The sequence below is a fragment of the Vreelandella zhanjiangensis DSM 21076 genome, assembly GCF_000377665.1.
GTDB classification, from domain to species: Bacteria; Pseudomonadota; Gammaproteobacteria; order Pseudomonadales; family Halomonadaceae; genus Vreelandella; species Vreelandella zhanjiangensis.
The window spans coordinates 410,416-431,940 of the sequence record NZ_KB898647.1 but is presented as its reverse complement, the minus strand read 5'-3'; the positions used below and the strand labels follow the sequence as shown (position 1 = coordinate 431,940).

The 21,525-nt window shown below is 55.3% G+C and carries 20 protein-coding genes; 14 read left to right on the top strand and 6 right to left on the bottom strand.

What is annotated here, in order from left to right:
• Positions 1 to 53: 53 nt before the first annotated feature.
• The 3 genes from clpA to D467_RS0106180 all read right to left on the bottom strand — a co-directional run bounded on the left by clpA (position 54) and on the right by D467_RS0106180 (position 5,294).
• A complete protein-coding gene (gene clpA / locus D467_RS0106190; RefSeq protein ID WP_018916647.1) occupies positions 54 to 2,330 on the bottom strand; it encodes an ATP-dependent Clp protease ATP-binding subunit ClpA in 2,277 nt (758 codons plus the stop codon).
• A gap of 139 nt (positions 2,331 to 2,469) precedes the next feature.
• The gene (gene clpS / locus D467_RS0106185; protein WP_371827760.1) at positions 2,470 to 2,790 is read right to left on the bottom strand and encodes an ATP-dependent Clp protease adapter ClpS; all 321 of its coding nucleotides are present in this window, start codon (positions 2,788 to 2,790) and stop codon (positions 2,470 to 2,472) included.
• 269 nt (positions 2,791 to 3,059) lie between these two features.
• Complete coding sequence (locus D467_RS0106180; RefSeq protein ID WP_018916645.1) at positions 3,060 to 5,294, bottom strand: NADP-dependent isocitrate dehydrogenase; 2,235 nt, start codon at positions 5,292 to 5,294, stop codon at positions 3,060 to 3,062.
• Positions 5,295 to 5,527: 233 nt separating this feature from the next.
• Between D467_RS0106180 and D467_RS0106175 the strand changes: the two genes are divergently transcribed.
• The 8 genes from D467_RS0106175 to D467_RS0106140 all read left to right on the top strand — a co-directional run bounded on the left by D467_RS0106175 (position 5,528) and on the right by D467_RS0106140 (position 13,771).
• The gene (locus D467_RS0106175; RefSeq protein ID WP_018916644.1) at positions 5,528 to 6,136 is read left to right on the top strand and encodes a pseudouridine synthase; all 609 of its coding nucleotides are present in this window, start codon (positions 5,528 to 5,530) and stop codon (positions 6,134 to 6,136) included.
• The gene (locus D467_RS0106170) at positions 6,133 to 6,588 is read left to right on the top strand and encodes an NUDIX domain-containing protein (protein ID WP_018916643.1); all 456 of its coding nucleotides are present in this window, start codon (positions 6,133 to 6,135) and stop codon (positions 6,586 to 6,588) included. The genes D467_RS0106175 and D467_RS0106170 overlap by 4 nt, the downstream gene beginning before the upstream one ends.
• 73 nt (positions 6,589 to 6,661) lie before the next feature.
• Positions 6,662 to 7,819 carry a tRNA 2-thiouridine(34) synthase MnmA gene (gene mnmA, locus D467_RS0106165; protein ID WP_018916642.1) on the top strand — a complete coding sequence of 386 codons (1,158 nt, stop codon included), beginning with the start codon at positions 6,662 to 6,664 and terminating at the stop codon, positions 7,817 to 7,819.
• Complete coding sequence (hflD, locus tag D467_RS0106160; RefSeq protein WP_018916641.1) at positions 7,816 to 8,457, top strand: high frequency lysogenization protein HflD; 642 nt, start codon at positions 7,816 to 7,818, stop codon at positions 8,455 to 8,457. Before mnmA ends, hflD begins: the two co-directional genes overlap by 4 nt.
• Positions 8,458 to 8,532: 75 nt before the next feature.
• Entirely contained in the window at positions 8,533 to 9,921 is a 1,389-nt protein-coding gene (gene purB, locus D467_RS0106155) for an adenylosuccinate lyase (protein WP_018916640.1), read from the top strand.
• Positions 9,922 to 9,951: 30 nt separating this feature from the next.
• A complete protein-coding gene (locus D467_RS0106150) occupies positions 9,952 to 11,130 on the top strand; it encodes a cupin domain-containing protein (protein ID WP_018916639.1) in 1,179 nt (392 codons plus the stop codon).
• A gap of 335 nt (positions 11,131 to 11,465) precedes the next feature.
• A complete protein-coding gene (locus D467_RS0106145) occupies positions 11,466 to 13,064 on the top strand; it encodes an isocitrate lyase (protein ID WP_018916638.1) in 1,599 nt (532 codons plus the stop codon).
• A gap of 239 nt (positions 13,065 to 13,303) precedes the next feature.
• Entirely contained in the window at positions 13,304 to 13,771 is a 468-nt protein-coding gene (locus tag D467_RS0106140) for an outer membrane lipoprotein (RefSeq protein ID WP_018916637.1), read from the top strand.
• 161 nt (positions 13,772 to 13,932) lie between these two features.
• Here the strand turns inward: D467_RS0106140 and D467_RS0106135 are convergent, their stop codons facing one another.
• Positions 13,933 to 14,211, bottom strand: coding sequence for a hypothetical protein (locus tag D467_RS0106135; RefSeq protein WP_018916636.1), 279 nt, complete (start codon positions 14,209 to 14,211; stop codon positions 13,933 to 13,935).
• Between the two features lie 183 nt (positions 14,212 to 14,394).
• On the opposite strand from D467_RS0106135, the gene D467_RS0106130 reads away from it, so the two are divergent.
• Complete coding sequence (locus D467_RS0106130) at positions 14,395 to 14,877, top strand: FKBP-type peptidyl-prolyl cis-trans isomerase (protein WP_018916635.1); 483 nt, start codon at positions 14,395 to 14,397, stop codon at positions 14,875 to 14,877.
• A 72-nt stretch (positions 14,878 to 14,949) separates the two neighbouring features.
• On the opposite strand, the gene nikR is transcribed toward D467_RS0106130, so the two are convergent.
• Positions 14,950 to 15,351, bottom strand: coding sequence for a nickel-responsive transcriptional regulator NikR (gene nikR / locus D467_RS0106125; protein WP_018916634.1), 402 nt, complete (start codon positions 15,349 to 15,351; stop codon positions 14,950 to 14,952).
• 101 nt (positions 15,352 to 15,452) lie between these two features.
• Here nikR and D467_RS0106120 point away from each other — a divergent pair, with 101 nt between their 5' ends.
• Genes D467_RS0106120 through D467_RS0106100 form a run of 5 tightly spaced genes read left to right on the top strand, consistent with a single transcriptional unit; the run spans position 15,453 to position 20,286 of the window.
• Positions 15,453 to 17,042, top strand: a complete 1,590-nt coding sequence (locus D467_RS0106120; RefSeq protein WP_018916633.1) for an ABC transporter substrate-binding protein — start codon at positions 15,453 to 15,455, stop codon at positions 17,040 to 17,042.
• Complete coding sequence (locus D467_RS0106115) at positions 17,033 to 18,013, top strand: ABC transporter permease (protein ID WP_018916632.1); 981 nt, start codon at positions 17,033 to 17,035, stop codon at positions 18,011 to 18,013. Before D467_RS0106120 ends, D467_RS0106115 begins: the two co-directional genes overlap by 10 nt.
• Positions 18,010 to 18,816: an ABC transporter permease gene (locus D467_RS0106110; protein WP_018916631.1), complete on the top strand. Its 807-nt coding sequence runs from the start codon at positions 18,010 to 18,012 to the stop codon at positions 18,814 to 18,816. Before D467_RS0106115 ends, D467_RS0106110 begins: the two co-directional genes overlap by 4 nt.
• Positions 18,817 to 18,857: 41 nt before the next feature.
• The gene (locus tag D467_RS0106105; RefSeq protein WP_018916630.1) at positions 18,858 to 19,679 is read left to right on the top strand and encodes an ATP-binding cassette domain-containing protein; all 822 of its coding nucleotides are present in this window, start codon (positions 18,858 to 18,860) and stop codon (positions 19,677 to 19,679) included.
• Entirely contained in the window at positions 19,672 to 20,286 is a 615-nt protein-coding gene (locus D467_RS0106100) for an ABC transporter ATP-binding protein (protein WP_026285634.1), read from the top strand. The genes D467_RS0106105 and D467_RS0106100 overlap by 8 nt, the downstream gene beginning before the upstream one ends.
• Positions 20,287 to 20,303: 17 nt before the next feature.
• Here the strand turns inward: D467_RS0106100 and D467_RS0106095 are convergent, their stop codons facing one another.
• Positions 20,304 to 21,491, bottom strand: coding sequence for an MFS transporter (locus D467_RS0106095; RefSeq protein WP_026285633.1), 1,188 nt, complete (start codon positions 21,489 to 21,491; stop codon positions 20,304 to 20,306).
• Positions 21,492 to 21,525 lie beyond the last annotated feature (34 nt).

The window sequence follows — 21,525 nt, the reverse complement described above, 5'->3', positions numbered from 1 at the left end:
CATTTCTACGGCATGATTAGGCGCTACGCACTAAGGCGATTTTAGCGCCCTTTTCAGGGCGCATCCGCCATTTCAGTCTCGGTGGAGAGATGAAGTTCGCCCTCCTCCAGACTGACGTGCACAATACCGCCATGCTCGGCCAACTCGCCAAACAGAATCATTTCGGCAAGTGGCTTCTTCAGTTTTTCCTGAATCAGACGCGCCATGGGACGGGCACCCATATCAGGATCATAGCCTTTCTCAGCCAGCCAATCGCGCGCCACATCATCTACCTCCAGCTGTACGCGCTTCTCGTCTAACTGCGCCTGCAGTTCGATCAGGAACTTGTCGACTACGTTGCGCACCACCGATGTCTGCAAAGCGTGGAACTGAATGATGCCATCCAACCGGTTACGGAATTCAGGCGAGAACGTGCGCCGGATGACTTCCATGGCATCGGTTGAGTGGTCCTGATGCTGGAAACCGATAGAGCGACGTGACGCCTGCTCAGCCCCTGCGTTGGAGGTCATGATAACGATAACGTGACGGAAGTCAGCTTCACGCCCGTTGTTATCGGTCAGGCGACCGTGATCCATGACCTGCAATAGCAGGTTAAAGACTTCAGGGTGCGCCTTCTCAATTTCATCCAGCAACAGCACGCAGTGCGGCTGCTTGGTCACGGCTTCAGTCAGCAGGCCGCCCTGGTCATACCCAACATAGCCGGGAGGCGCACCAATCAAACGCGATACGGTGTGACGCTCCATGTACTCCGACATATCAAAGCGCACAAGCTCAATACCCATGATATGGGCAAGCTGCTTGGCCACTTCAGTCTTACCTACACCCGTAGGCCCTGCGAACAGGAAGCTGCCGACGGGCTTATCCGGCGACTTTAGACCGGCCCTGGAAAGCTTGATGGCGGCTGAGAGCGTATCAATTGCTTCATCCTGACCAAACACCAGCATTTTCAGGTCGCGATCAAGTTTTTCAAGCAGCTTACGATCCGAGCTTGAAACACTCTTCGGCGGAATGCGGGCAATGGAAGCTACGATCGCTTCGACCTGCTCGACATCGATAGTCCCCTTACGCGCTTCTGGAGGCAGCAGACGCTGGTGTGCTCCGGCTTCATCGATGACGTCAATGGCCTTGTCCGGCAGGTAACGGTCGTTGATATAACGGTCGGCCAGCCGTGCCGCACTTTCCAGCGCGCCATCGGTGTACTTGATTTCGTGGTGCTCTTCAAAGCGCGAGCGCAACCCCTTGAGAATCTTGATCGTGTCGTCAACCGAAGGTGCCAGTACGTCGACCTTCTGGAAGCGACGCGCCAGCGCGCGGTCTTTTTCAAAAATACCGCGGAACTCTTGGAAAGTGGTTGAGCCAATGCAGCGCAGCTCACCGGACGATAACAGCGGTTTGAGCAGGTTAGAGGCATCCATTACCCCACCGGACGCAGCACCCGCACCAATGACCGTATGGATCTCGTCAATAAACAGTACGGCATTAGGCTGCTTACGTAGCTCACTTAGCAGGCTTTTCAGGCGCTTCTCAAAGTCGCCGCGGTACTTGGTACCGGCAAGCAGCGCACCCATGTCCAACGAGTACACGACAGCGTCGGCGATAACGTCAGGTACGTCCTCTTCAACAATACGCTTGGCAAGGCCTTCGGCTACAGCCGTTTTACCCACGCCAGCTTCACCCACCAGCAGCGGATTGTTCTTACGCCGACGCGCCAGAATCTGTACAACACGTTCAAGCTCATGATCACGACCAATCAGCGGATCAATCTTGCCTAACCGAGCCTGTTCGTTAAGGTTGGTGGCATAGCCAGTCAGCGGATGAGTGCCGCCTTCTGAGGCGCCCTCTTCAACGTCCTCACCCTCTTGCGAAGCGCTGGACGGTGAAGGGCCGTGACCCGCCACTTTGGAAATACCATGGGCGATATAGTTGACCGCATCGACACGGGCAACGCTTTGCTGCTTGAGGAAATAAACCGCCTGGCTTTCCTGCTCGGAGAAAATGGCCACCAGTACGTTGGCGCCCGTTACTTCACTTTTGCCCGACGACTGAACGTGGAAAACCGCACGCTGCAACACACGCTGAAATCCTAGCGTCGGCTGCGTTTCACGATCTCCGTGACCTTCAGGAATAAGCGGCGTAGTTGAATTGATGAAATCCTGCAGATCGGACCGCAGCTTGTCGAGGTTTGCCCCACACGCCTTTAAAACATCAACTGCAGAGGCATTGTCCAGCAACGCTAGCAGCAGGTGTTCAACGGTCATGAATTCGTGGCGCTTTGAGCGGGCCACGGTAAAGGCCGTGTTCAGGGTCAGTTCAAGTTCTTTGCTAAGCATGGCAGTCCCCTTTTCGCTACTACCTAGGGCGTATCGCCACCTAGGACTTGCGTCGGATCAATTTAGTCGACCGGCACTTTCAACATCGGGTACAAATGGCAGGGTTGCAAGCCTCACCGACAAATTTTTATCAACGGACTCAATTTGCGGCTTCAATATCACTCATTAGCGGGTGTTCGCACTCACGCGCATACTCGTTAACCTGATGACATTTAGTCTCTGCAATGTCTCGAGTAAAGACACCACAGGTAGCTTTTCCCTGAGTGTGTACGGCAAGCATTATCTGAACAGCTTTCTCGCTGTCCATATTGAAAAACTCCTGCAGTACTTCAATGACAAAATCCATTGGCGTGTAGTCATCGTTATGCAACACAACCTTATACAGAGGAGGCTGTGCCAGCGCCGGTTCAGCAGACTGAACGGCAACATCTCCATCGTCAGGCATTTCGGGTCGTGTCATACCGGCCATTACACATGGCGTTTTTGTCTTATCAAACACTAGATTAGGCATAGATTGCACTGTTGGTTATCTCAAGACTCATGAATGACCTAGCCAGCGCTCATCAACAATTGCAACCCGCAACAGTGACCAGTCAATAGCTATGACGCTCAAGTTCTACAAGGGTTCACATAGCATTAAAAATATCATACCGCAAAAGTTAAAAAACCCCCGCCCACCAGCGGGACGAGGGTTTTGCTACACGCCCATATAGTTAGGGCGATTCAGCATCAGCCTTTTGCAACCACCGCTAACGCTTCGTTCAGCGTTTTGCTTGGGCGCATGGCTTGACTCGCCAGCTCACCGTTCGGACGGAAGTAGCCCTGAATATCCACGGCCTGTCCCTGAACACCATTAAGCTCTTTCACAATGGTGTCTTCGTTGGCTTTCAGCTTATCAGCCAACTGGGCGAAGAGCGATTTCAATTCAGCGTCATCATTCTGCGCGGCCAAGGCTTCTGCCCAGTAAAGCGCTAGATAGAAGTGGCTACCGCGGTTATCAAGCTCGCCCACTTTACGCGACGGTGACTTGTTGCTGTCCAGGAACTTGCCGTTGGCTTCGTCAAGCGTCTTGGCCAGCACGGTGGCGCGTGCATTGCCAAACGTGCTGCCCAGGTGCTCAAGCGACGCCGCCAGGGCCAGGAACTCACCCAGCGAATCCCAACGCAGGTGGTTTTCTTCCAGGAACTGCTGAACGTGCTTGGGTGCACTACCGCCGGCGCCGGTTTCAAACAGGCCACCGCCGTTCATCAGCGGAACGATAGATAGCATTTTCGCGCTGGTACCCAGTTCCATGATCGGGAACAGATCCGTCAGGTAGTCGCGTAGCACGTTACCGGTGACGGAAATAGTGTCTTCGCCTTTGCGGATACGCTCAAGCGATACCGCCATGGCATCGACCGGCGCCAGGATTCGGATATCCAGACCGCTGGTATCGTGATCTTTAAGGTACGCTTCTACCTTTTTGATCAGCTGCGCATCATGGGCGCGGTTAGCATCCAGCCAGAAGATAGCCGGAACGCCGCTTTCGCGTGCACGGGTAACCGCAAGCTTCACCCAGTCCTGAATCGGCGCGTCTTTGGTCTGGCACATACGCCAGATGTCGCCCGCTTCAACGTCATGACTGAACAGCGTATTGCCGTTTTCGTCAGTAACCACCACGGTGCCGTCGGCAGCGATCTGGAAGGTTTTGTCGTGAGAGCCGTACTCTTCGGCTTTTTGCGCCATCAGGCCCACGTTCGGCACGCTACCCATGGTAGTCGGGTCAAACGCACCGTGTTTTTTGCAATCTTCGATAACTGCTTGGTAGATGGTCGCGTAGCAACGATCCGGGATGACGGCCTTGGTGTCATGCAACTGGTCGTCAGCACCCCACATCTTACCGGAATCACGAATCATCGCCGGCATGGAAGCGTCGATGATCACATCAGAAGGTACGTGAAGATTGGTGATGCCTTTGTGGGAGTTAACCATCGCCATCGGCGGGCGCTCTTTGTAAAGCGCTTCAATATCACCTTTGATAGCGTCTTGCTGGTCGCTTGGCAGCGACTCAATGGCACTGTAGAGATCACCAATACCGCTGTTGGGATTAAAGCCAACGGACTTGAGCGCATCGGCATGCTTTTCAAGCGCGGCTTTGTAGAATTCTTCAACCACGATACCAAACATGATCGGGTCGGAAACCTTCATCATGGTGGCTTTCAGGTGCAGAGAGAACAGTACGTTGCGCGCTTTGGCATCGTTGATTTCGCTGTCGATAAAGCTGCGCAGACGGCGGCTGCTCATTGAGGCGGCATCAATCACTTCGCCTTCAAGAACGGCCAGGCTTTCTTTCAGGACGGTAGTAGTGCCGTCTTTTTGCTGCAGCTCAATCTTGAGCTTGCCGGCTTTTTCCATGACCGCAGACTGCTCGCTGCCGTAGAAGTCGCCTTCGCTCATGTGAGCCACGTGAGACTGAGAGTCACTGCTCCACTCGCCCATGCGATGCGGGTATTTACGCGCGTAGTTCTTGACCGATTTCGGCGCACGGCGATCAGAGTTGCCTTCACGCAGTACCGGGTTTACCGCACTGCCCTTGGCCTTATCGTAAGCCGCCTTGATGGCTTTTTCTTCGTCGTTCTTGGGCTCATCCGGGTAATCCGGCAGCGGGTAACCCTGGCCTTGCAGCTCTTTAATAGTGGCTTTTAGCTGCGGACCGGAAGCACTGATATTGGGCAGTTTGATAATATTGGCTTCAGGCGTGGTGGCAAGCTTACCCAGCTCAGCCAGATCATCGCTAACGCGCTGCTCGTCGTTGAGCAGGTCAGGGAACTGCGCCAGCACACGCGCTGCCAGAGAGATATCGCGAGTCTCTACCTCAATACCGGCAGGATCGGTAAATGCATCGATAATCGGTAACAGTGAATATGTCGCGAGCGCAGGGGCTTCGTCGGTGAGCGTATAAATGATCTTCGGCGTTTGGGACATTTTTGCGTTAACCTCTTTTCTAGTCGCTTTAGTTATAAAATCCTAAGCTACGCGGCTCATTCGACGATAGACCGTGCCGCGAAGCGCGCGGGGCAGCGTATCAACCCTGCTGCTTTACTATCACTTCGGTGGTGTTGACGACGACTCCAGCGGTCACGCAGGAGTATACCAGCGCTGCACTTTAACCGCATGAGAGATTGTCGACAAATCAGGCGTAAGATGTAAGAGACATTATGAGCAGCCTATACTTACTGCATAAACCCTACCGTATGCTCTCCCAATTCACCGACAGTGAAGGTCGAGCCACCCTCGCCGACGTTATCGAAGTGCCCGGCGTTTATGCCGCTGGCCGACTGGATTACGACTCTGAAGGGCTTTTGTTACTCAGCGATGACGGCGCGCTCATCCACCGCATTGCGCATCCACGCCATAAGCAGCCTAAAACCTACTGGGTACAGCTTGAAGGTCAGATAGACGACACCGCCCTTAATGCGTTGCGTACGGGTATTACCTTGAAGGATGGCCCTACCCGACCGGCCAAGGCCCGCTTGATTGCCGCCCCGCCGCTGGCGCCACGCGAGCCGGCCATTGATCCCAAGCGCCACCCTTCTACCAGTTGGCTGGAATTGACCATTAGCGAAGGGCGCAACCGTCAGGTACGCCGGATGACCGCCCACGTCGGATTTCCCACGCTTAGATTGATTCGCGCCTCGATTGGCGCTTGGCAACTGGGCGATCTACAGCCCGGCGAATGGCGCAAGGAAACCCTGCATGCCCCGCGTCCGACTCAGGCGTCCAAGCGATCACGCAAGCCTGCGGCTTCACGCCGGAAACCCTCATGAGCGCTATTCGAACCAGCGCCATTCACAGCACGGCCGCGTGTGTTATTCAGCGCGACAATCGGTTCTTGCTGGTTGAAGAAGCCAAGGGCGGCCCCTTTACGGTATTCAACCAGCCTGCTGGTCATATTGAGTCGGGCGAAGGGCCTATGGCGGCGATTTTACGTGAAGTGGAGGAAGAGACCGCCTGGCGTGTCACGCTAAGCGGCTACCTGGGACTTTATATTTTTCACACCGGTGACGGCCAAACCTTTCATAGCCATGGCTTTATCGCCGAGCCCGCCGAGTTTCTCGATACGCCGCTGGACACTGACATTATCTCGACACACTGGCTCACGCTTACTGAAATTCGTGCCTTAAGCGCGCAACAGCGGCTACGAAGTCCGCTGGTACTCAAGCGCATTGAAGACGCCGTCAGCGAACGCTGCTATCCATTAAGCGTCATTCAGGAGTGAAGCGCTCGAAGCAGCAACCCCCTATCGTGTATAATCGCTGCCCAATTGCATACCACTTCAACCGAGGATGCCAATGACATCCACCAATGGCACACCCACCACCGAGACATCCGCTGCAGGCAAAGTAATTGTCGGCATGTCAGGTGGCGTCGACTCGTCCGTTTCTGCCTTGCTTCTGCTTCAGCAAGGGTACGAGGTGGAAGGCCTGTTTATGAAAAACTGGGACGAAGACGACGGCACTGAATACTGCACGGCGAAGGAAGACCTTGCCGACGCCGAAGCAGTGTGCGCCAAGCTGGGCATCAAGTTACATACGGCGAATTTTGCCGCCGAGTACTGGGATAACGTCTTCGAGCATTTCCTCGAAGAGTACAAGGCTGGACGCACTCCCAACCCTGACATTCTGTGTAATCGAGAGATCAAGTTTAAGGTGTTTCTTGAATACGCCGAAATGCTGGGTGCCGAGAAGATCGCCACCGGCCATTACGTTCGTGAAGGACGGGTTCGCCAAGGTACTAACGATGTTCGCCCGCGCCTGCTTAAAGGGCTGGACGGCAATAAGGATCAGAGTTACTTCCTGCACGCGGTGCCCGAGGCGGCTATCGCCCGCACGCTGTTCCCGGTGGGCGAGCTGGAAAAACCCGCCGTTCGCGTGCTTGCCGAAGAGCACGACCTGATCACGGCCAAGAAAAAAGACTCCACCGGTATCTGTTTTATCGGTGAGCGGCGTTTCCGCGACTTTCTCCAGCAATACCTGCCCGCCCAGCCCGGCAAGATCGAAACGCCCGAAGGCGACGTGATCGGCGATCACATGGGATTGATGTACTACACCCTGGGCCAGCGCCAGGGGCTGGGGATCGGCGGGCTTGCCAACTACTCAGAAGAGCCTTGGTACGTGGCGGCAAAAGATCTGGAGCGCAACGTACTGATCGTGGTGCAGGGTAAGCATCATCCGCTGCTTTTATCGGACACCCTGGCGACCGAAGCCATGGACTGGGTCGCGGGCGAGCCGCCGGCTCAACAAGGCCGATTTACCGCCAAAACCCGGTATCGGCAAAGCGACTGTGGCTGCGAAATGCGCACCCTACCCGATGGCGGCGTTGAAGTGACGTTCGATGACCCGCAGTGGGCGGTGACGCCCGGCCAATCACTGGTGCTTTATGATGGTGATATCTGCCTGGGCGGCGGCGTTATTCGCGCCACCTGGAAAGCCTCGGAGACTCCAGCATGAGTAGCACAACGCCCATTCACCGCGCCCCCGACTCGCCCTCGGTGCGCCAGGCGCTTGCCTTGGCCGGGGTGTTTCAAGCCGCCAGCTTGGTCGATGAGCTGGCCCGCACAGGCCAGGTTGATAACCGTGCCTGGGATACGCTGATTGAAGCGACCGTGGATACCAACCCGGAAAGCTTTGAAGCTATTTACGGGGGCCATCCGAACAACCTGCGGCGTGGTCTTGAAACGCTTGAGGCACTCGTCGGCCGCAAGCAGGCCAACCCGGTGGTGCTGCGCTATGGCTTTACGATTTTGTTGGTCATGAACAAGCTGCGTACCAACAGCGACATGATGGATTCCCTGGGCCAGCACCTTACCCGCATCCAAGGCCAGGCCGAGCACTTTAGCCCGACGCATGAAAACGTTATCGCAAGCTTGGGCGAAGCCTACCAAGAGACGATCTCCACCTTTAAAACGCGCATCGTGGTACAGGGCGACCCGTCGCTACTGCAAAGCCGGATGATGCCCGAGCGCGTGCGGGCCTGCTTATTGTCAGGCATTCGCTTTGGGCTTTTATGGCACCAGCAAGGCGGGCGCCGCTGGAAGCTGGTGTTCCAGCGTAAAGCGCTGCGCCGCGCTCTGGATAGCCTCGGTTAGCCATTTGATTGATGATAGTGCGCTCTATACCCCTTTTCCGACTCACCTGTTCTTGAACTACTTGGAAACGACGCCATGCAACTCTCCGCTCTGACTGCTCTCTCTCCCGTTGACGGCCGCTACGGCTCCAAAGCCTCTGCGCTGCGCGAACATTTCAGCGAATTCGGCCTGATCCGTGCCCGTGTCATTGTGGAAGTCCGCTGGTTACAGCGCCTGGCTGAGCACAACCAAATCGCTGAAGTACCGCCGCTTTCTGCCGGTGCGACCGCCTTTCTTGAGCAGTTGATTAGTGAGTTCTCTTTAGATGACGCTGAACGTATCAAAGAGATCGAGCGCACCACCAATCACGATGTAAAAGCCGTCGAGTACTTTCTGAAAGAAAAAATCGCTGGCAACGCCGAACTAAATGCCGTGACCGAATTCATTCACTTCGCGTGCACTTCAGAAGATATCAACAATCTTTCTTATGGTGTGATGCTGGCCGACGGCCTTCAGGCACTACTGCCCACCATGCATGAAGTCGCCGATGAAGTAGCCAAGCTGGCGATTGCCCATGCCGCTCAGCCGATGCTCTCGCGCACCCATGGCCAAACGGCAAGCCCGACTACGCTTGGCAAAGAAATGGCCAACGTGGCATATCGCTTGAAGCGTCAGCTCAAGCAGATCGAGCGCGTTGAGATTTTGGGTAAAATCAACGGCGCGGTAGGCAACTACAACGCGCATCTGGCAACTTACCCTGAAATCGACTGGGAAGAGAACGCGCGGACTTTTGTAGAAGGTTTAGGGTTAAGCTTCAACCCCTACACCACGCAAATCGAACCCCACGACTACATCGCTGAGCTGTTCGATGCGGTATGCCGTTTCAATACCATCCTGATCGACTTCAATCGCGATGTCTGGGGCTATATTTCTCTGGGCTACTTCAAGCAGCGCACGGTAGCGGGCGAAATCGGCTCTTCTACCATGCCGCATAAGGTCAACCCGATTGATTTTGAAAACTCTGAAGGCAACCTGGGTCTGGCCAACGCGGTACTGAGCCACCTGGCGCAAAAGCTGCCGATTTCCCGCTGGCAGCGTGACTTAACCGACTCCACCGTGCTGCGTAACCTGGGCGTTGGCCTGGCGTACGGCCTGATCGGTTACCACGCTGGCCTTAAAGGCATCAGCAAGCTGGAAGCCAACCCTGAGCGCCTGGCGGAAGACCTGAACAACAGTTGGGAAGTGCTGGCCGAGCCGATTCAAACCGTCATGCGCCGCTACGGTATCGAAAAGCCGTACGAAAAACTTAAAGAACTGACGCGTGGCAAGCGCATCGACCAGGCAGGCTTTGCCGCGTTCATCGATACTCTTGAGCTGCCAGCCGACGTAAAAGCCGAGCTTAAAGACCTCTCGCCGGCGAGCTATATTGGTAATGCACAAGCGCAGGCCGAAGCGCTTACCCAACGACTTGGCAACTTGTCATAAGCGCTGCGACCACTTACCTAGGATACCGCTATGAGCCAACACGATAAGCCACTCACCCTGCTGGGTGATTTAACACCGGCAGAATTCTTGGCCCACTACTGGCAACAGAAACCGCTGCTGATTCGTGGCGCTATCCCCGACTTCATCAGCCCAATTGACCCCGATGAGCTTGCTGGCCTTGCCTGCGAGCCGGGCGTGGAAGCGCGCCTGGTAGAAGAAGAAGGCCCGGAGGGCGCCTGGCAGGTGTCCCACGGCCCCTTCGATGACGCAACGTTTGAGCGTCTGCCTGAAGACCACTGGAGTCTTTTGGTTCAAGCGGCTGATCATTACGTACCGTCTGTTGCGGCGCTGATGGATGAATTCGACTTTCTGCCCCGCTGGCGATTAGACGATATCATGATCAGCTACGCGCCTCCCGGTGGCAGCGTGGGTCCGCATGTCGATCAATACGATGTCTTTTTACTACAGGCCAGCGGTCACCGTCGCTGGCAGCTGGGTGGCAAGCAGGCAGAAGATGCGCCCATCATCCAGGGTGTTGACCTGCGTATTTTGGAAACCTTTGAAGTCGAGCCGGATTCTGACTGGACGCTGGCACCGGGCGATATGCTTTATCTACCCCCAGGTTGGGCACACCACGGTGTCAGCCAGACGGATGACTGCATGACCATTTCAGTCGGCTTTCGGGCGCCGTCTGCCGACGAGTCCATTACCTCTTACGCCGACTACCTGGGCGAACAGCTACCCGCCTCGCAACGCTATAGCGATGCGGGCATGGCGCCTGCCAGCCAGATCGGTGAGCTGGACGACGCAGCTGTCGAGCGCATGCGCCAATTCATGCTGAAAACGCTTGATAACCCCGCGCAAATCGCTCAGTGGTTTGGCCGGGTAATGACTCAGCCTAAATACGTCGATCAAATCGCTCCGCTTGAAGAACCGATGGATGAAGCGGCGCTGGCGGCACATCTACAGGAAGGCGAGCCGCTCCTGCATATGCCCGGCTCGCGTTTTGCCTGGCGCAAGGACGCAGGCAGCGTCACGCTGTTTGTCGATGGAGATTCCCACATATGCTCAGAAGCACTGGCAAAACGCCTGGCTAACCCGGCCCCCATGTACGAAGACGTACTGGAGCTTGAAGGAGCTGCACCGCTGCTCACTCAGCTGGTTAACGCGGGTAACCTGGGCTTTATGGGTGAAGACGAAGAAGAGTAGCCCTATTTATCGACCCCGCGATTGAATGTGTCAAAGCGCCGCCCCAAAGCGGCGCTTTTTTCGTCTTAGGTTTACCTTACTGACAAAAAACGACTACATAAACGCGGCGTTTTGCTAACCCATTGTCGTCAAGTTACAACCCCGCCTGCCCCCAAGTGTCAATTGTTGGATGCTCCATTGTCGTCAATAGTTATTGCACTGCAGCGCTATCAAGCCTGCCCAGCTATCCACTGGCCATCGGCCTTTGCCGGTAAACAGCTGGAAACGTTTTCGCAAGCGCAGCACAGCGATAAAACAACTTGCGAAGTGCTCATACGACCCTGGAGAAATTACTCATGACTGGATTGCTTAACGATATTAAAGCCATGGCTCAATTGCGCGAAGCCCAGCGCGGCAAGTGGGATGCCATCAAGCCTGAATACGCTGCCCGCATGCGTACTCAGAACCGCTTTCATACAGGCCTCGACATCGCCCGCTACACCGCCAAGATCATGCGTAACGATATGGCCGCCTACGACGCAGACACTTCGCAGTACACGCAGTCGCTGGGTTGCTGGCACGGCTTTATTGGTCAACAGAAACTGATCTCGATTAAAAAGCACTTCGGCACCACCAAGCGCAGCTACCTGTACCTTTCCGGCTGGATGGTGGCCGCACTGCGCTCTGAGTTTGGCCCTCTGCCCGACCAGTCCATGCATGAGAAAACCTCGGTCGCCAACCTGATTGAGGAGCTATATACCTTTTTAAAACAGGCCGATTCCTGGGAACTCAACCATCTTTTCCGTGCCTTGGACGACGCCAAAGCCGCCGGCGACAGAACCAAAGAGCAGGAAATCATTAGCAGCATCGATAATTATGAAACCCATATTGTGCCGATCATTGCCGATATCGATGCGGGGTTTGGCAACGCAGAAGCGACTTATCTGCTGGCCAAGAAGTTTATTCAGGCAGGTGCCTGCTGCATTCAGCTGGAAAACCAGGTCTCCGATGAGAAGCAGTGCGGCCATCAGGACGGCAAAGTAACCGTTCCTCACGAGGACTTTTTGGCCAAGATCAATGCCGTTCGCTATGCATTTCTAGAGCTCGGCGTAGACGACGGGGTGATTGTGGCACGCACCGATTCTTTAGGCGCAGGTCTGACGCAGAAGATTGCCGTTACCCACGAGCCCGGGGATCTTGGCGATCAGTACAACAGCTTTCTGGATGGCGACGTTATTGAGAACGCCGCCGATATCAATAATGGCGATGTGGTGATCAAACAAAATGGTCAACTGGTAAAACCCAAACGTTTGCCATCCGGCCTTTACCAGTTTAAACCGGGGTCAGGCGAAGACCGCGTCATTCTTGACTGCATCACCAGTTTGCAAAATGGCGCCGATCTTTTATGGATCGAAACTGAAAAACCTCACGTTGGCCAAATTGCCAGTATGGTCAACCGTATTCGTGACGTTGTGCCGGATGCCAAACTGGTTTACAACAACTCGCCCTCGTTCAACTGGACGCTCAACTTCCGTCAACAGGTATTCGACGCCTGGGAGAAAGACGGCAAGGATGTTTCCGCCTACCAGCGCGACAAGCTGATGAGTGTTGAGTACGACGATACCGAGCTTGGCCAGCTGGCAGATGAATGGACGCGTAATTTCCAGCGCGACTCCTCTCGAGAAGCGGGTATTTTCCATCACCTGATTACCCTACCCACCTACCACACCGCCGCGCTCTCCACCGATACGCTGGCCAAGGGCTATTTCGGCAAGGAAGGTATGCTTGCCTACGTAAAAGGCGTTCAGCGTGAAGAGATTCGCCAAGGAATTGCCACGGTAAAACACCAGGACATGGCGGGTTCCAATATTGGCGATGACCATAAGGAATTCTTCCACGGCGATGCCGCGCTTAAAGCCGGCGGCAAAGATAATACGATGAACCAGTTTGGTTAATTAGTTTTACCATCCTCATTCGTTGAAAGCCCTGCAAACCAGGAGCCCTTAAGGCTCCTGGTTTTTTTATCGTTATATCTGCACACTGTTTTCTTATTCACTGTCTACACTGAGATTTATGATCTTTTTGAATGATCAGTGGTCAAAGCCAATAGCTTCAGTTATCTTTTAACGAACACTGTTTCATAATTGAAGTACCTTGATATTGCCATTTGAGCTGCAACACCTTGGAGGTTTTAATGAAACGTTTACTACCTGTTGCTGCATTAAGCATCCTGACCTTAGCTGGGTGTGCTAACACTTCACCTTATTCAGGCGATGTATACCGCGGCAACCAAGCACAGACAGGCCAAAGCGTTGCTTACGGTACGATTGTTGCCATTCGTCCAGTACAGATTCAGGCCGATAGCCGTGCTGGGGGCCTGTTAGGTACTGGCGGCGGTGCCATTATCGGTGGCCTTTTAGGTAGCCAGGTGGGCGGTGGCTCTGGTCGTCAGCTAGCCACTGTTGCCGGTGCTCTAGGTGGTTCCGTTGCCGGTTCAGCAGCTGAAGATCGCGCTAACCGCGTTGCCGCCCTGGAAATGGAAATTCGTCGCGATGACGGTACCGATGTAGTCGTTGTTCAGCGGGCTGACCATCAGTATCAGGCAGGCCAACGAGTACGTCTGATCGGTAGCGGTGGTAACCTTAGCGTTGCGCCTTACTAATCATTTGCCACTCGCCCATTATCGTTAGTGATGGCGGGCAGTGAGCAGATTGACATCTTTACGCACTACCGCAGTCGCTTAGATACGTTGTTAACCGCTATACAAAAACGCCCGACCATTTTTTGAATGGTCGGGCGCTTTTATTTAAGCGTGGTGATCAATCAGTGCGACATACTGCTCGCCCACTCGGCAAGCTTCATGATGACCAGACCAACGAGCACCAGCAGGATAGCTACCAGAAGAACCTCTACTGGGCGCACCAGCGTAGTTGCACCTAATACAGCCAGTGTGCCTACCCATAAATAGCGGTTTGAGCCGTGGCTTTTCATTACGCTGGGCAGCATTTTATCCAGCCCTTGGCTGGCGCCGCTGTTCCATTTCTCATTGACAAAATAGGCAATTACGCCAAAGGCGATAAGCCAGATAAGGAAAGTCGTCATAGCAAACTCCGGTGAATGGAATTTCAAAAAAAGGCCAAAAGTTGTTGGCTTAGGGTATCCCCGGTCACCGTGTGGCGCAATACCGTGATGGTCGGGTGAGCGTAAAAACCTGGTTTACCCCCCTGACAAGCCGTGTCTCACGCGTTACCATGTTGGGACATGCACTCACCGAAAGGCTATTCAATGCAAATTGCGCAAAACTCGGTTGTCGCGTTTCACTACACCCTGACTAATGATACAGGTGAAGTGCTAGACAGTTCCGAAGGCCGTGAGCCTCTGACGTATCTTCATGGCGCGGGCAACATTATCCCGGGTCTGGAGAAAGAGCTTGAAGGCCGCGCAGCGGGTGACAAGCTGAACGTCAAAGTAACTCCGGAAGAAGGTTACGGCGAAGTTCAAGAACAGCTGGTACAAGAAGTACCGCGTGATGCTTTCCAGGGCGTTGAAAACATTGAGCCGGGCATGCAGTTCCAAGCCCAGACTCAAGGTGGCCCGCTGATGGTGACCGTTAAGAACATCGAAGGCGACACCGTTATCGTTGATGGCAACCATCCTCTGGCCGGCGTGCACCTTAACTTTGATGTTGAGATTGCGTCCGTTCGTGAAGCAAGCCAAGAAGAAACCGAGCATGGCCACGTGCACGGTGAAGGCGGCGTTGAGCACTAATTGCTTACGTTTGCTGAAGAAAGGCGGCCCGCGGGCCGCCTTTTTTGTGAATGTTCATTATGCGGTGAGCCCTTAAGCCTCAGGAATCAGCACCAGTTGGCCATGGCGCACGCTGCGCGATGAAGTGACTTCATCTGCAAACTGCTTGAGCTCACGCCCCTGCCCTTTTAATAAAGCGACTTCCAGACAGCTATCGTGATCAATATGCACATGCAGTGTCGAAAGCGTAAGGTCGTGATGATCGTGAGAGTGACGCGTTAAGCGCTTTGAAAGATCCCGCGCCGCGTGGTCATAAACGTAAACAAGCGCCCCCATGCAGAGCGCCTCAGGCACGGCCTCCTCGTTCACCTGCTTAAGACCGCTACGCGTTAAATCGCGAATGGCTTCCGAGCGGTTCTGATAGCCACGCGCGTGCATTAACGCATCGACCTCTTCTAGCAACTCTTCATCCAGCGTTATTGTGACGCGTTGCATATATCTTCTCCCTGATCGTGGCTTTCAGCTATCCGCTTTTGACGAGCCAAGTATGATGTTATTGTAAAAACATCATACTCTTTTCCAAGCGGGCTCTCGCAATGCGTAAATCAACCTATAGCGCTATTTTACTCGGCGCGCTGCTCAGCAGCCTGATGATGAGCACGGCCAGTGCCAAAGAGCAGCTGGTGCTTGCCATCGGCGGCGAACCTGAGCAAGGTTTTGACCCGCTATTAGGCTGGGGACAATACGGCAATCCGCTTTTTCAATCGACTCTGCTCACGCGCGGCACAAATCTTTCGTTGCAGCCCGAACTTGCAACCGCATGGTCACTCTCAGCCGACCGCCTTACGTGGACCATTACGCTGCGCGACGATGCGCGCTTCTCAGATGGTTCCGCGCTCACCGCCGAAGACGTTGCGTTTACCTTTAATAAAGCGGCTCAATCCGGGGGTCGAGCGGACCTCAGCGCGTTAAAAACCGCCGCGGCGATTGATGACCACACCGTAACACTGACCCTGCACAAGCCGCGCATTACGTTTATCGATCAGCTCCTTACTTTAGGCATTGTGCCCCATGCTGAGCGCGAAAACGGCTATACGGATAACTATGGTCGGCATCCGGTTGGCTCAGGCCCTTACCAATTAGTGGAGTGGCAAGAAGGCGAACAGCTTATTGTCGAACGTAACCCCTACTTTTACGGGCAGGCCCCTGCGTTTGCCCAGCTGGTTTTTCTATTTACCAGTGAAGATACCACGCTAAGCGCCGCTCATGCGGGCGGCGTCGATATCGCTGCGCTACCACCTGCTCTAGCGGCCAACCTGCCTTCGCATATGCAGCCCGTTGTTATGCAAAGCGTCGATAATCGGGGCATCATGTTTCCCATGCAGCCTGCCAATGGTGACCGAGCGCCCTCCGGCGCCCTCATTGGTAATAACGTGACCGCTGACCTTGCCATTCGTCAGGCAGTAAATTTGGCGCTTGATCGTCAAACGCTTGTGGATGTGGCGCTACATGGTTACGGCCGCCCGGCATTCGGCCCGGCGGATGGTCTGCCCTGGAGCCACACTGATGAACACATCGATGCCCCAGACCTTGATCAGGCCGCCGACATTCTGGAGGCCGCTGGCTGGCAACGCCGGGACGACGGCTTGCGCTATAAAGATGACCAGCCAGCCCGCTTTCATCTGACCTATCCATCGAGTGATAGTACCCGGCAGCTACTGGCAGAGGTGAGCACTGAAATGGTACGCCCTCTGGGTATCCAAATGCAGCCCACGGGACGCTCCTGGGACGAGATTCAGCGCCAAGCCCTGCATCAGGATGCAGTAGTCATGGGGTTTGGCAGCCAAAGTCCCCAAGAGGTTTATTACCTTTATCATAGCCAGCACGCGGGCAACGGCTTTTATAACAGCGGCTATTACGCAAACGCCACGGTCGACAACCACCTGGAAGCCGCCCAAACCGCTGCCAGCGCTGAACAGGCCAATCACCACTGGCAGGCTGCCCAATGGGATGGCGAAACCGGCTACGGCTTCCGCGGTGATGTTAGCTGGGCCTGGATGGTCAATCTTTCTCATGTTTATGCCGCCGACAAGTGCCTGGATGTAGGCGAATTAGGCGTGGCCCCTCATGGCCATGGATGGCCCGTGACGGCTAACCTGCTTGACTGGCGCTGGACGTGCGATTAGGCCTAGCCATCGCACGGCGTCTGCTACGCCTGGGGCTCGTGCTGCTCTGCGTGGCCGCAGTGTCCTTTAGCCTTATGATGGCCTCCCCGGTAGACCCGGTAGATGCCTACCTTGGCCCGCAAATGGCCCAGGTAAGCCCCGAGCAGCGTGAACTTATCGCTCAACGCTGGGGGTTTAACGACCCGGCCCCGCTACAGTTTGGCCGCTGGCTGCAACAGTTAGCCAGCGGCAATCTGGGGTTTAGCCATGTATATAACCAGCCAGTAGGTGACGTCATTAGCCAACGGTTCCAGCGCTCAATTGCATTACTGGGCAGCGCCTGGCTACTGTCCATCCTGCTGGGTTTCACGCTGGGTATTATTGCCGGGGCCAAAGAGCACTCACCGCTTGATAAGATGATTAGTACCTACGCCTACATTACCGCCTCAACGCCCACCTTCTGGCTCGCCATTCTCAGCATTATGTTTTTTTCTGTGTATTTAGGCTGGGCACCGGTTTGCTGCGCAGGACCGACAGGAGTGCTAAGTAGTGAGACAGGCCTTCTCACGCGAGCCCACCACCTGGCTCTGCCGGTTGTTACACTGACGCTGCTGGGCACGGCCTCTATCACCCTACATACCCGAACGCGCATGCTCGCGCTAATGCGCTCAGAGATTGCCACCCATGCCTTTGCCCAAGGTGCCAGCCGGCTAGATATTGCCTGGCGACACGGCGTACGCCATGCAAGCTTGCCAGCACTGACATTGGCTCTGGCATCACTGGGTGAACTATTCGGCGGATCGATTTTAATTGAGCAGGTGTTTGCCTATCCAGGTCTCGGCCGGGCTACAGTAGAGGCCGGGCTACGTAGCGATGTACCGCTGTTATTAGGCATTGCGCTATTTACCGCGGTATTTGTTTGCTCGGGCAATATGCTGGCGGACAGTCTTTACCATCTGATTGATCCGCGCATGCGCCGGAAATACGCATGAGGACTATCCAGCCGCACCTGCAGGCTATCGCGTACGCGAGTATCGCGGCGCTAGCCTTGTTAGCGCTGCTATCAAGCCACTGGTGGGCTGGGGAACTGGCGGGGCAAATGCAGTTTGATGCGCGCTTACTCCCCCCAAGCACTGCGCACTGGCTGGGAACCGATGCGCTGGGACGTGAGCTTTGGGCACGCACGCTTGCCGGGCTTGGCTTGAGCTTTTGGGTGGGTTGCCTGGCGGCCTTATTGGGAACGGCCATTGCGCTAAGCCTTGCCATACTGGCAATGCTCTCCCCCCGCCTGGATGCCCTGGTACAGCTATTAATCGATACGTTGCTTAGCGTGCCTCATCTTATCTTATTACTGCTAATCGCCTTTGCCCTTGGCGGCGGCCTGCATGCGGTTATTATCGCAGTGGCGACCACCCACTGGCCCAGCCTCGCGCGGGTGCTGCGCGCCGAGCTACTGCAGCTGCGTCAGGCACCTTATATCGGTATTTCACGCGCGCTGGGCAAATCCCAGGGCTTTATCGTGCTGCATCATTTCCTGCCCCATGCGCTGCCGCATTGTCTGGTAGGCGCACTACTGCTGTTTCCGCATGCGATTCTGCATGAGGCCGCACTGACGTTTCTGGGCGTTGGGTTAAGCCCTAGCCAACCGGCTATTGGCATTTTGCTGGCAGATGCCATGCGCTACCTAAGCGGCGGCTACTGGTGGCTGGGCGTTTTCCCTGGGCTGGGATTACTCCTGATGGTGCTCAGCATCGAGCGCACGGCAACGCTTCTACGTCGCGCGCTCTCACCATAAAGCCCTCTCACTAGAGGATCTTCTCACCAGTGGAGCTTTACATGTTACGTATAGAGCAGTTAACCCTGGAGCTTCCCTACTATCCACGCTGGTGGCAGCGCCGCTTTGCAACGCACCTGGATCAACTTTCGTTTAGCGCCGCGGCAGGCAGTCTACACGCGGTAGTTGGCGCATCCGGGGCGGGTAAAAGCCTGCTCGCGCATACCATCATGGGGTTACTACCTGCGAATGCCCGGCTAAGCGGCCAGTGCTTTTATCAGGAGACGCTGTTGGATGCCAAACGCCAGCGGCACTTGCGTGGCCGTCATATGGCGTTGATTCCTCAGTCCTTAAACGCACTCGACCCGTTGGTACGCACCCAACGTCAGGTAAGCTGGGCGGCAAACCGATCAGGCCTCGCTCATAAAGCTGCCTGGCAGGCCGCCGGGCAAGCACTCAACCACTACCAGCTTGATGACCGCGCAGGCCGCGCCTACCCTCATGAGCTGTCGGGCGGAATGGCCCGACGAGTGCTCACGGCCATGGCCCATGCCGGCCAAGCGTCTCTTATTATCGCCGACGAGCCCACCGTTGGCCTGGACCCCGTTCAACGCGACCGGGTACTCAGCGCGCTACGTTCACTGGCTCATCAAGGTAAGTTGGTGATCTTGATTACCCACGATTTACGTCATGCCCTACCCATCGCCGACCACGTGACTATCATGCATCAGGGCCGCAGTGTTGAGACAGCCCCCGCCAGCGCCTTTACCGGCATGGGCGAAACCCTTAAAAGCGCTTATGCCCAGACGCTTTGGCAGGCCCTGCCAGACAATGCCTTTAGCGCTTCAGAAATAATACATAAAAAGGAAGAGAGCGTTGCTTGAGGCCTGCCAGATAGACTTTGCTTTCACAGCACAGCCGCCGCTCTTAAAGAGCGTTTCAATGGGTGTAAACGCTGGCGAATGGGTGGGACTCAGCGGCGACTCAGGTGCGGGCAAATCCACGCTCGGTCAGTTACTTGCGGGCTATTATTTACCCCACAGCGGGCGCGTTGTGGTGGATGGTGAGAAGCTGCCGTCCCGGGGTATAAAGCCGGTACAGTGGCTGCCCCAATCGCCGGAACTTGCGGTTAATCCGCGCTGGCGAGTAAGCCGGGTGCTGAACGAGGCGTGGATGCCGCCTGATGCGCTGTGCCGTGCGTTTGGCATTAAGCCAGACTGGTTAAACCGCCTGCCTGGGTCGCTTTCCGGCGGCGAGCTACAGCGTATCTGCGTACTAAGGGCTTTAGCACCCGGGGTGCGCTACTTGATTGCCGATGAAATCTCAACAATGCTTGACCCGATTACCCAGGTAGAGCTCTGGCAGGCGTTAAAAGCCGAGGCGCAAACGCGAAGGCTTGGCGTTTTAGTCATCAGCCATGATACGGCCTTGATCAAGCGGCTTTGCAGTCGCCACTATCATCTCAAGCGCGGTCAATTAGAGGACTGCTGAGATCGTTAAGACAGAAATTAAAGTCTGCAACGGCGCTCGAAGCGGCGCATACCTAGCGTAATCATCAAGGTGACGCTTAACAGAATCCACGACCCCCAGACGATGCCCGTCCAACCGGCGCCCTGCCAGAAAGGCTCCAGCCAGAACCCCCCAAGGCTTGCACCCACGTAGTAAAACACCAGGTACAGAGCCGAAGCGCTGCCTCGCGCTCCCTGGGCATAACGTCCCACCCAGCTGGATGCAAGAGAGTGCGCCAGGAAAAATCCAAATGCGTTTATAGTGAGGCCCAGAATAATCAGCATCAGTGAATCATTCAGGGTAACGGCGGTACCTAGCATTAAAATCACTACGCCAGCCATCATGCAGCTAGCGGGGGAATAATGCTGAGCCAAGCGCCCTGAAATGGTCGACGCAAACGTACCGCCCAGATAGGTTAAGAAGATCAGCCCTAGCCCGTTGGCAGCCAACTGGTACGGCTCGACCGCCAGGCGAAAGGTGATGTAGCTATATTGATTGATAAAAATCAGGAAGTTGATGCCACCCAGGCAGTAGGCGGCGAGCAGCACCGGGGTGCGCAGATGCCCGGTTATATCGGTCAAGGCACGGCGCAGTTGAAACCGCTTGGGAGTAAACGCACGGCTATTGGGCAGCAGGCGCCAGAAAATGGCGCAGCCCACCAGGGTCATCACCCCTACCGCAATAAACGCAGCGGAAGACCCGCCCACTTCTGCGGCTGCACCGCCGACAATCCGCCCACTAATGCCGCCCAAGGTATTGGCGCCAATATACAGGCCCACCGCGCTGAGTAGCGCGGGTTTCTCAAAGGCGTCGCCCATCCAGGCAATCGCAACGGCAGGTAGTCCGCCCAGGACAAATCCCTGAATCAGACGCAGCACCAGCAGGCTTTCAAAGTTCGGTGCAAATGCCAACAGCAGCGAACAGCCACCGGCCAGCAGCAGCGTAATCCGCATAATACCTTCACGGCCTATCGCATCGGAAAGCGGCCCAAATACTAAAAGGGCAAACGCCAGCGATAAGGTAGCGACCGACATCAACAGGCTAACGCCTAGCGTCGATACCTCGTAGGCGGTTTTAAGCTCAGGCAGTAATGGCTGAGGAACATACAGGTTAATAAAAACAAGAAATGACCCTAAACATAGGGCCATTGTTGCTCGCAACCAAGCCGGTGTTTTATCTGCAATCATGCCATCCCTAAGCGTAGGCAGCGCGGCCTACTAA

Bases quoted from the DNA above. Each gene is read 5' to 3' on its own strand.
- hflD (WP_018916641.1), top strand. From the start codon at position 7,816: ATGAGTAGCACAACGCCCATTCACCGCGCCCCCGACTCGCCCTCGGTG.
- D467_RS0106145 (WP_018916638.1), top strand. From the start codon at position 11,466: ATGACTGGATTGCTTAACGATATTAAAGCCATGGCTCAATTGCGCGAA.
- D467_RS0106095 (WP_026285633.1), bottom strand. From the start codon at position 21,491: ATGATTGCAGATAAAACACCGGCTTGGTTGCGAGCAACAATGGCCCTA.
- mnmA (WP_018916642.1), top strand. From the start codon at position 6,662: ATGACATCCACCAATGGCACACCCACCACCGAGACATCCGCTGCAGGC.
- D467_RS0106175 (WP_018916644.1), top strand. From the start codon at position 5,528: ATGAGCAGCCTATACTTACTGCATAAACCCTACCGTATGCTCTCCCAA.
- D467_RS0106110 (WP_018916631.1), top strand. From the start codon at position 18,010: ATGAGGACTATCCAGCCGCACCTGCAGGCTATCGCGTACGCGAGTATC.
- D467_RS0106135 (WP_018916636.1), bottom strand. From the start codon at position 14,211: ATGACGACTTTCCTTATCTGGCTTATCGCCTTTGGCGTAATTGCCTAT.
- D467_RS0106105 (WP_018916630.1), top strand. From the start codon at position 18,858: ATGTTACGTATAGAGCAGTTAACCCTGGAGCTTCCCTACTATCCACGC.
- purB (WP_018916640.1), top strand. From the start codon at position 8,533: ATGCAACTCTCCGCTCTGACTGCTCTCTCTCCCGTTGACGGCCGCTAC.
- D467_RS0106170 (WP_018916643.1), top strand. From the start codon at position 6,133: ATGAGCGCTATTCGAACCAGCGCCATTCACAGCACGGCCGCGTGTGTT.
- D467_RS0106140 (WP_018916637.1), top strand. From the start codon at position 13,304: ATGAAACGTTTACTACCTGTTGCTGCATTAAGCATCCTGACCTTAGCT.
- D467_RS0106150 (WP_018916639.1), top strand. From the start codon at position 9,952: ATGAGCCAACACGATAAGCCACTCACCCTGCTGGGTGATTTAACACCG.
- clpS (WP_371827760.1), bottom strand. From the start codon at position 2,790: ATGACACGACCCGAAATGCCTGACGATGGAGATGTTGCCGTTCAGTCT.
- nikR (WP_018916634.1), bottom strand. From the start codon at position 15,351: ATGCAACGCGTCACAATAACGCTGGATGAAGAGTTGCTAGAAGAGGTC.
- D467_RS0106120 (WP_018916633.1), top strand. From the start codon at position 15,453: ATGCGTAAATCAACCTATAGCGCTATTTTACTCGGCGCGCTGCTCAGC.
- clpA (WP_018916647.1), bottom strand. From the start codon at position 2,330: ATGCTTAGCAAAGAACTTGAACTGACCCTGAACACGGCCTTTACCGTG.
- D467_RS0106180 (WP_018916645.1), bottom strand. From the start codon at position 5,294: ATGTCCCAAACGCCGAAGATCATTTATACGCTCACCGACGAAGCCCCT.
- D467_RS0106130 (WP_018916635.1), top strand. From the start codon at position 14,395: ATGCAAATTGCGCAAAACTCGGTTGTCGCGTTTCACTACACCCTGACT.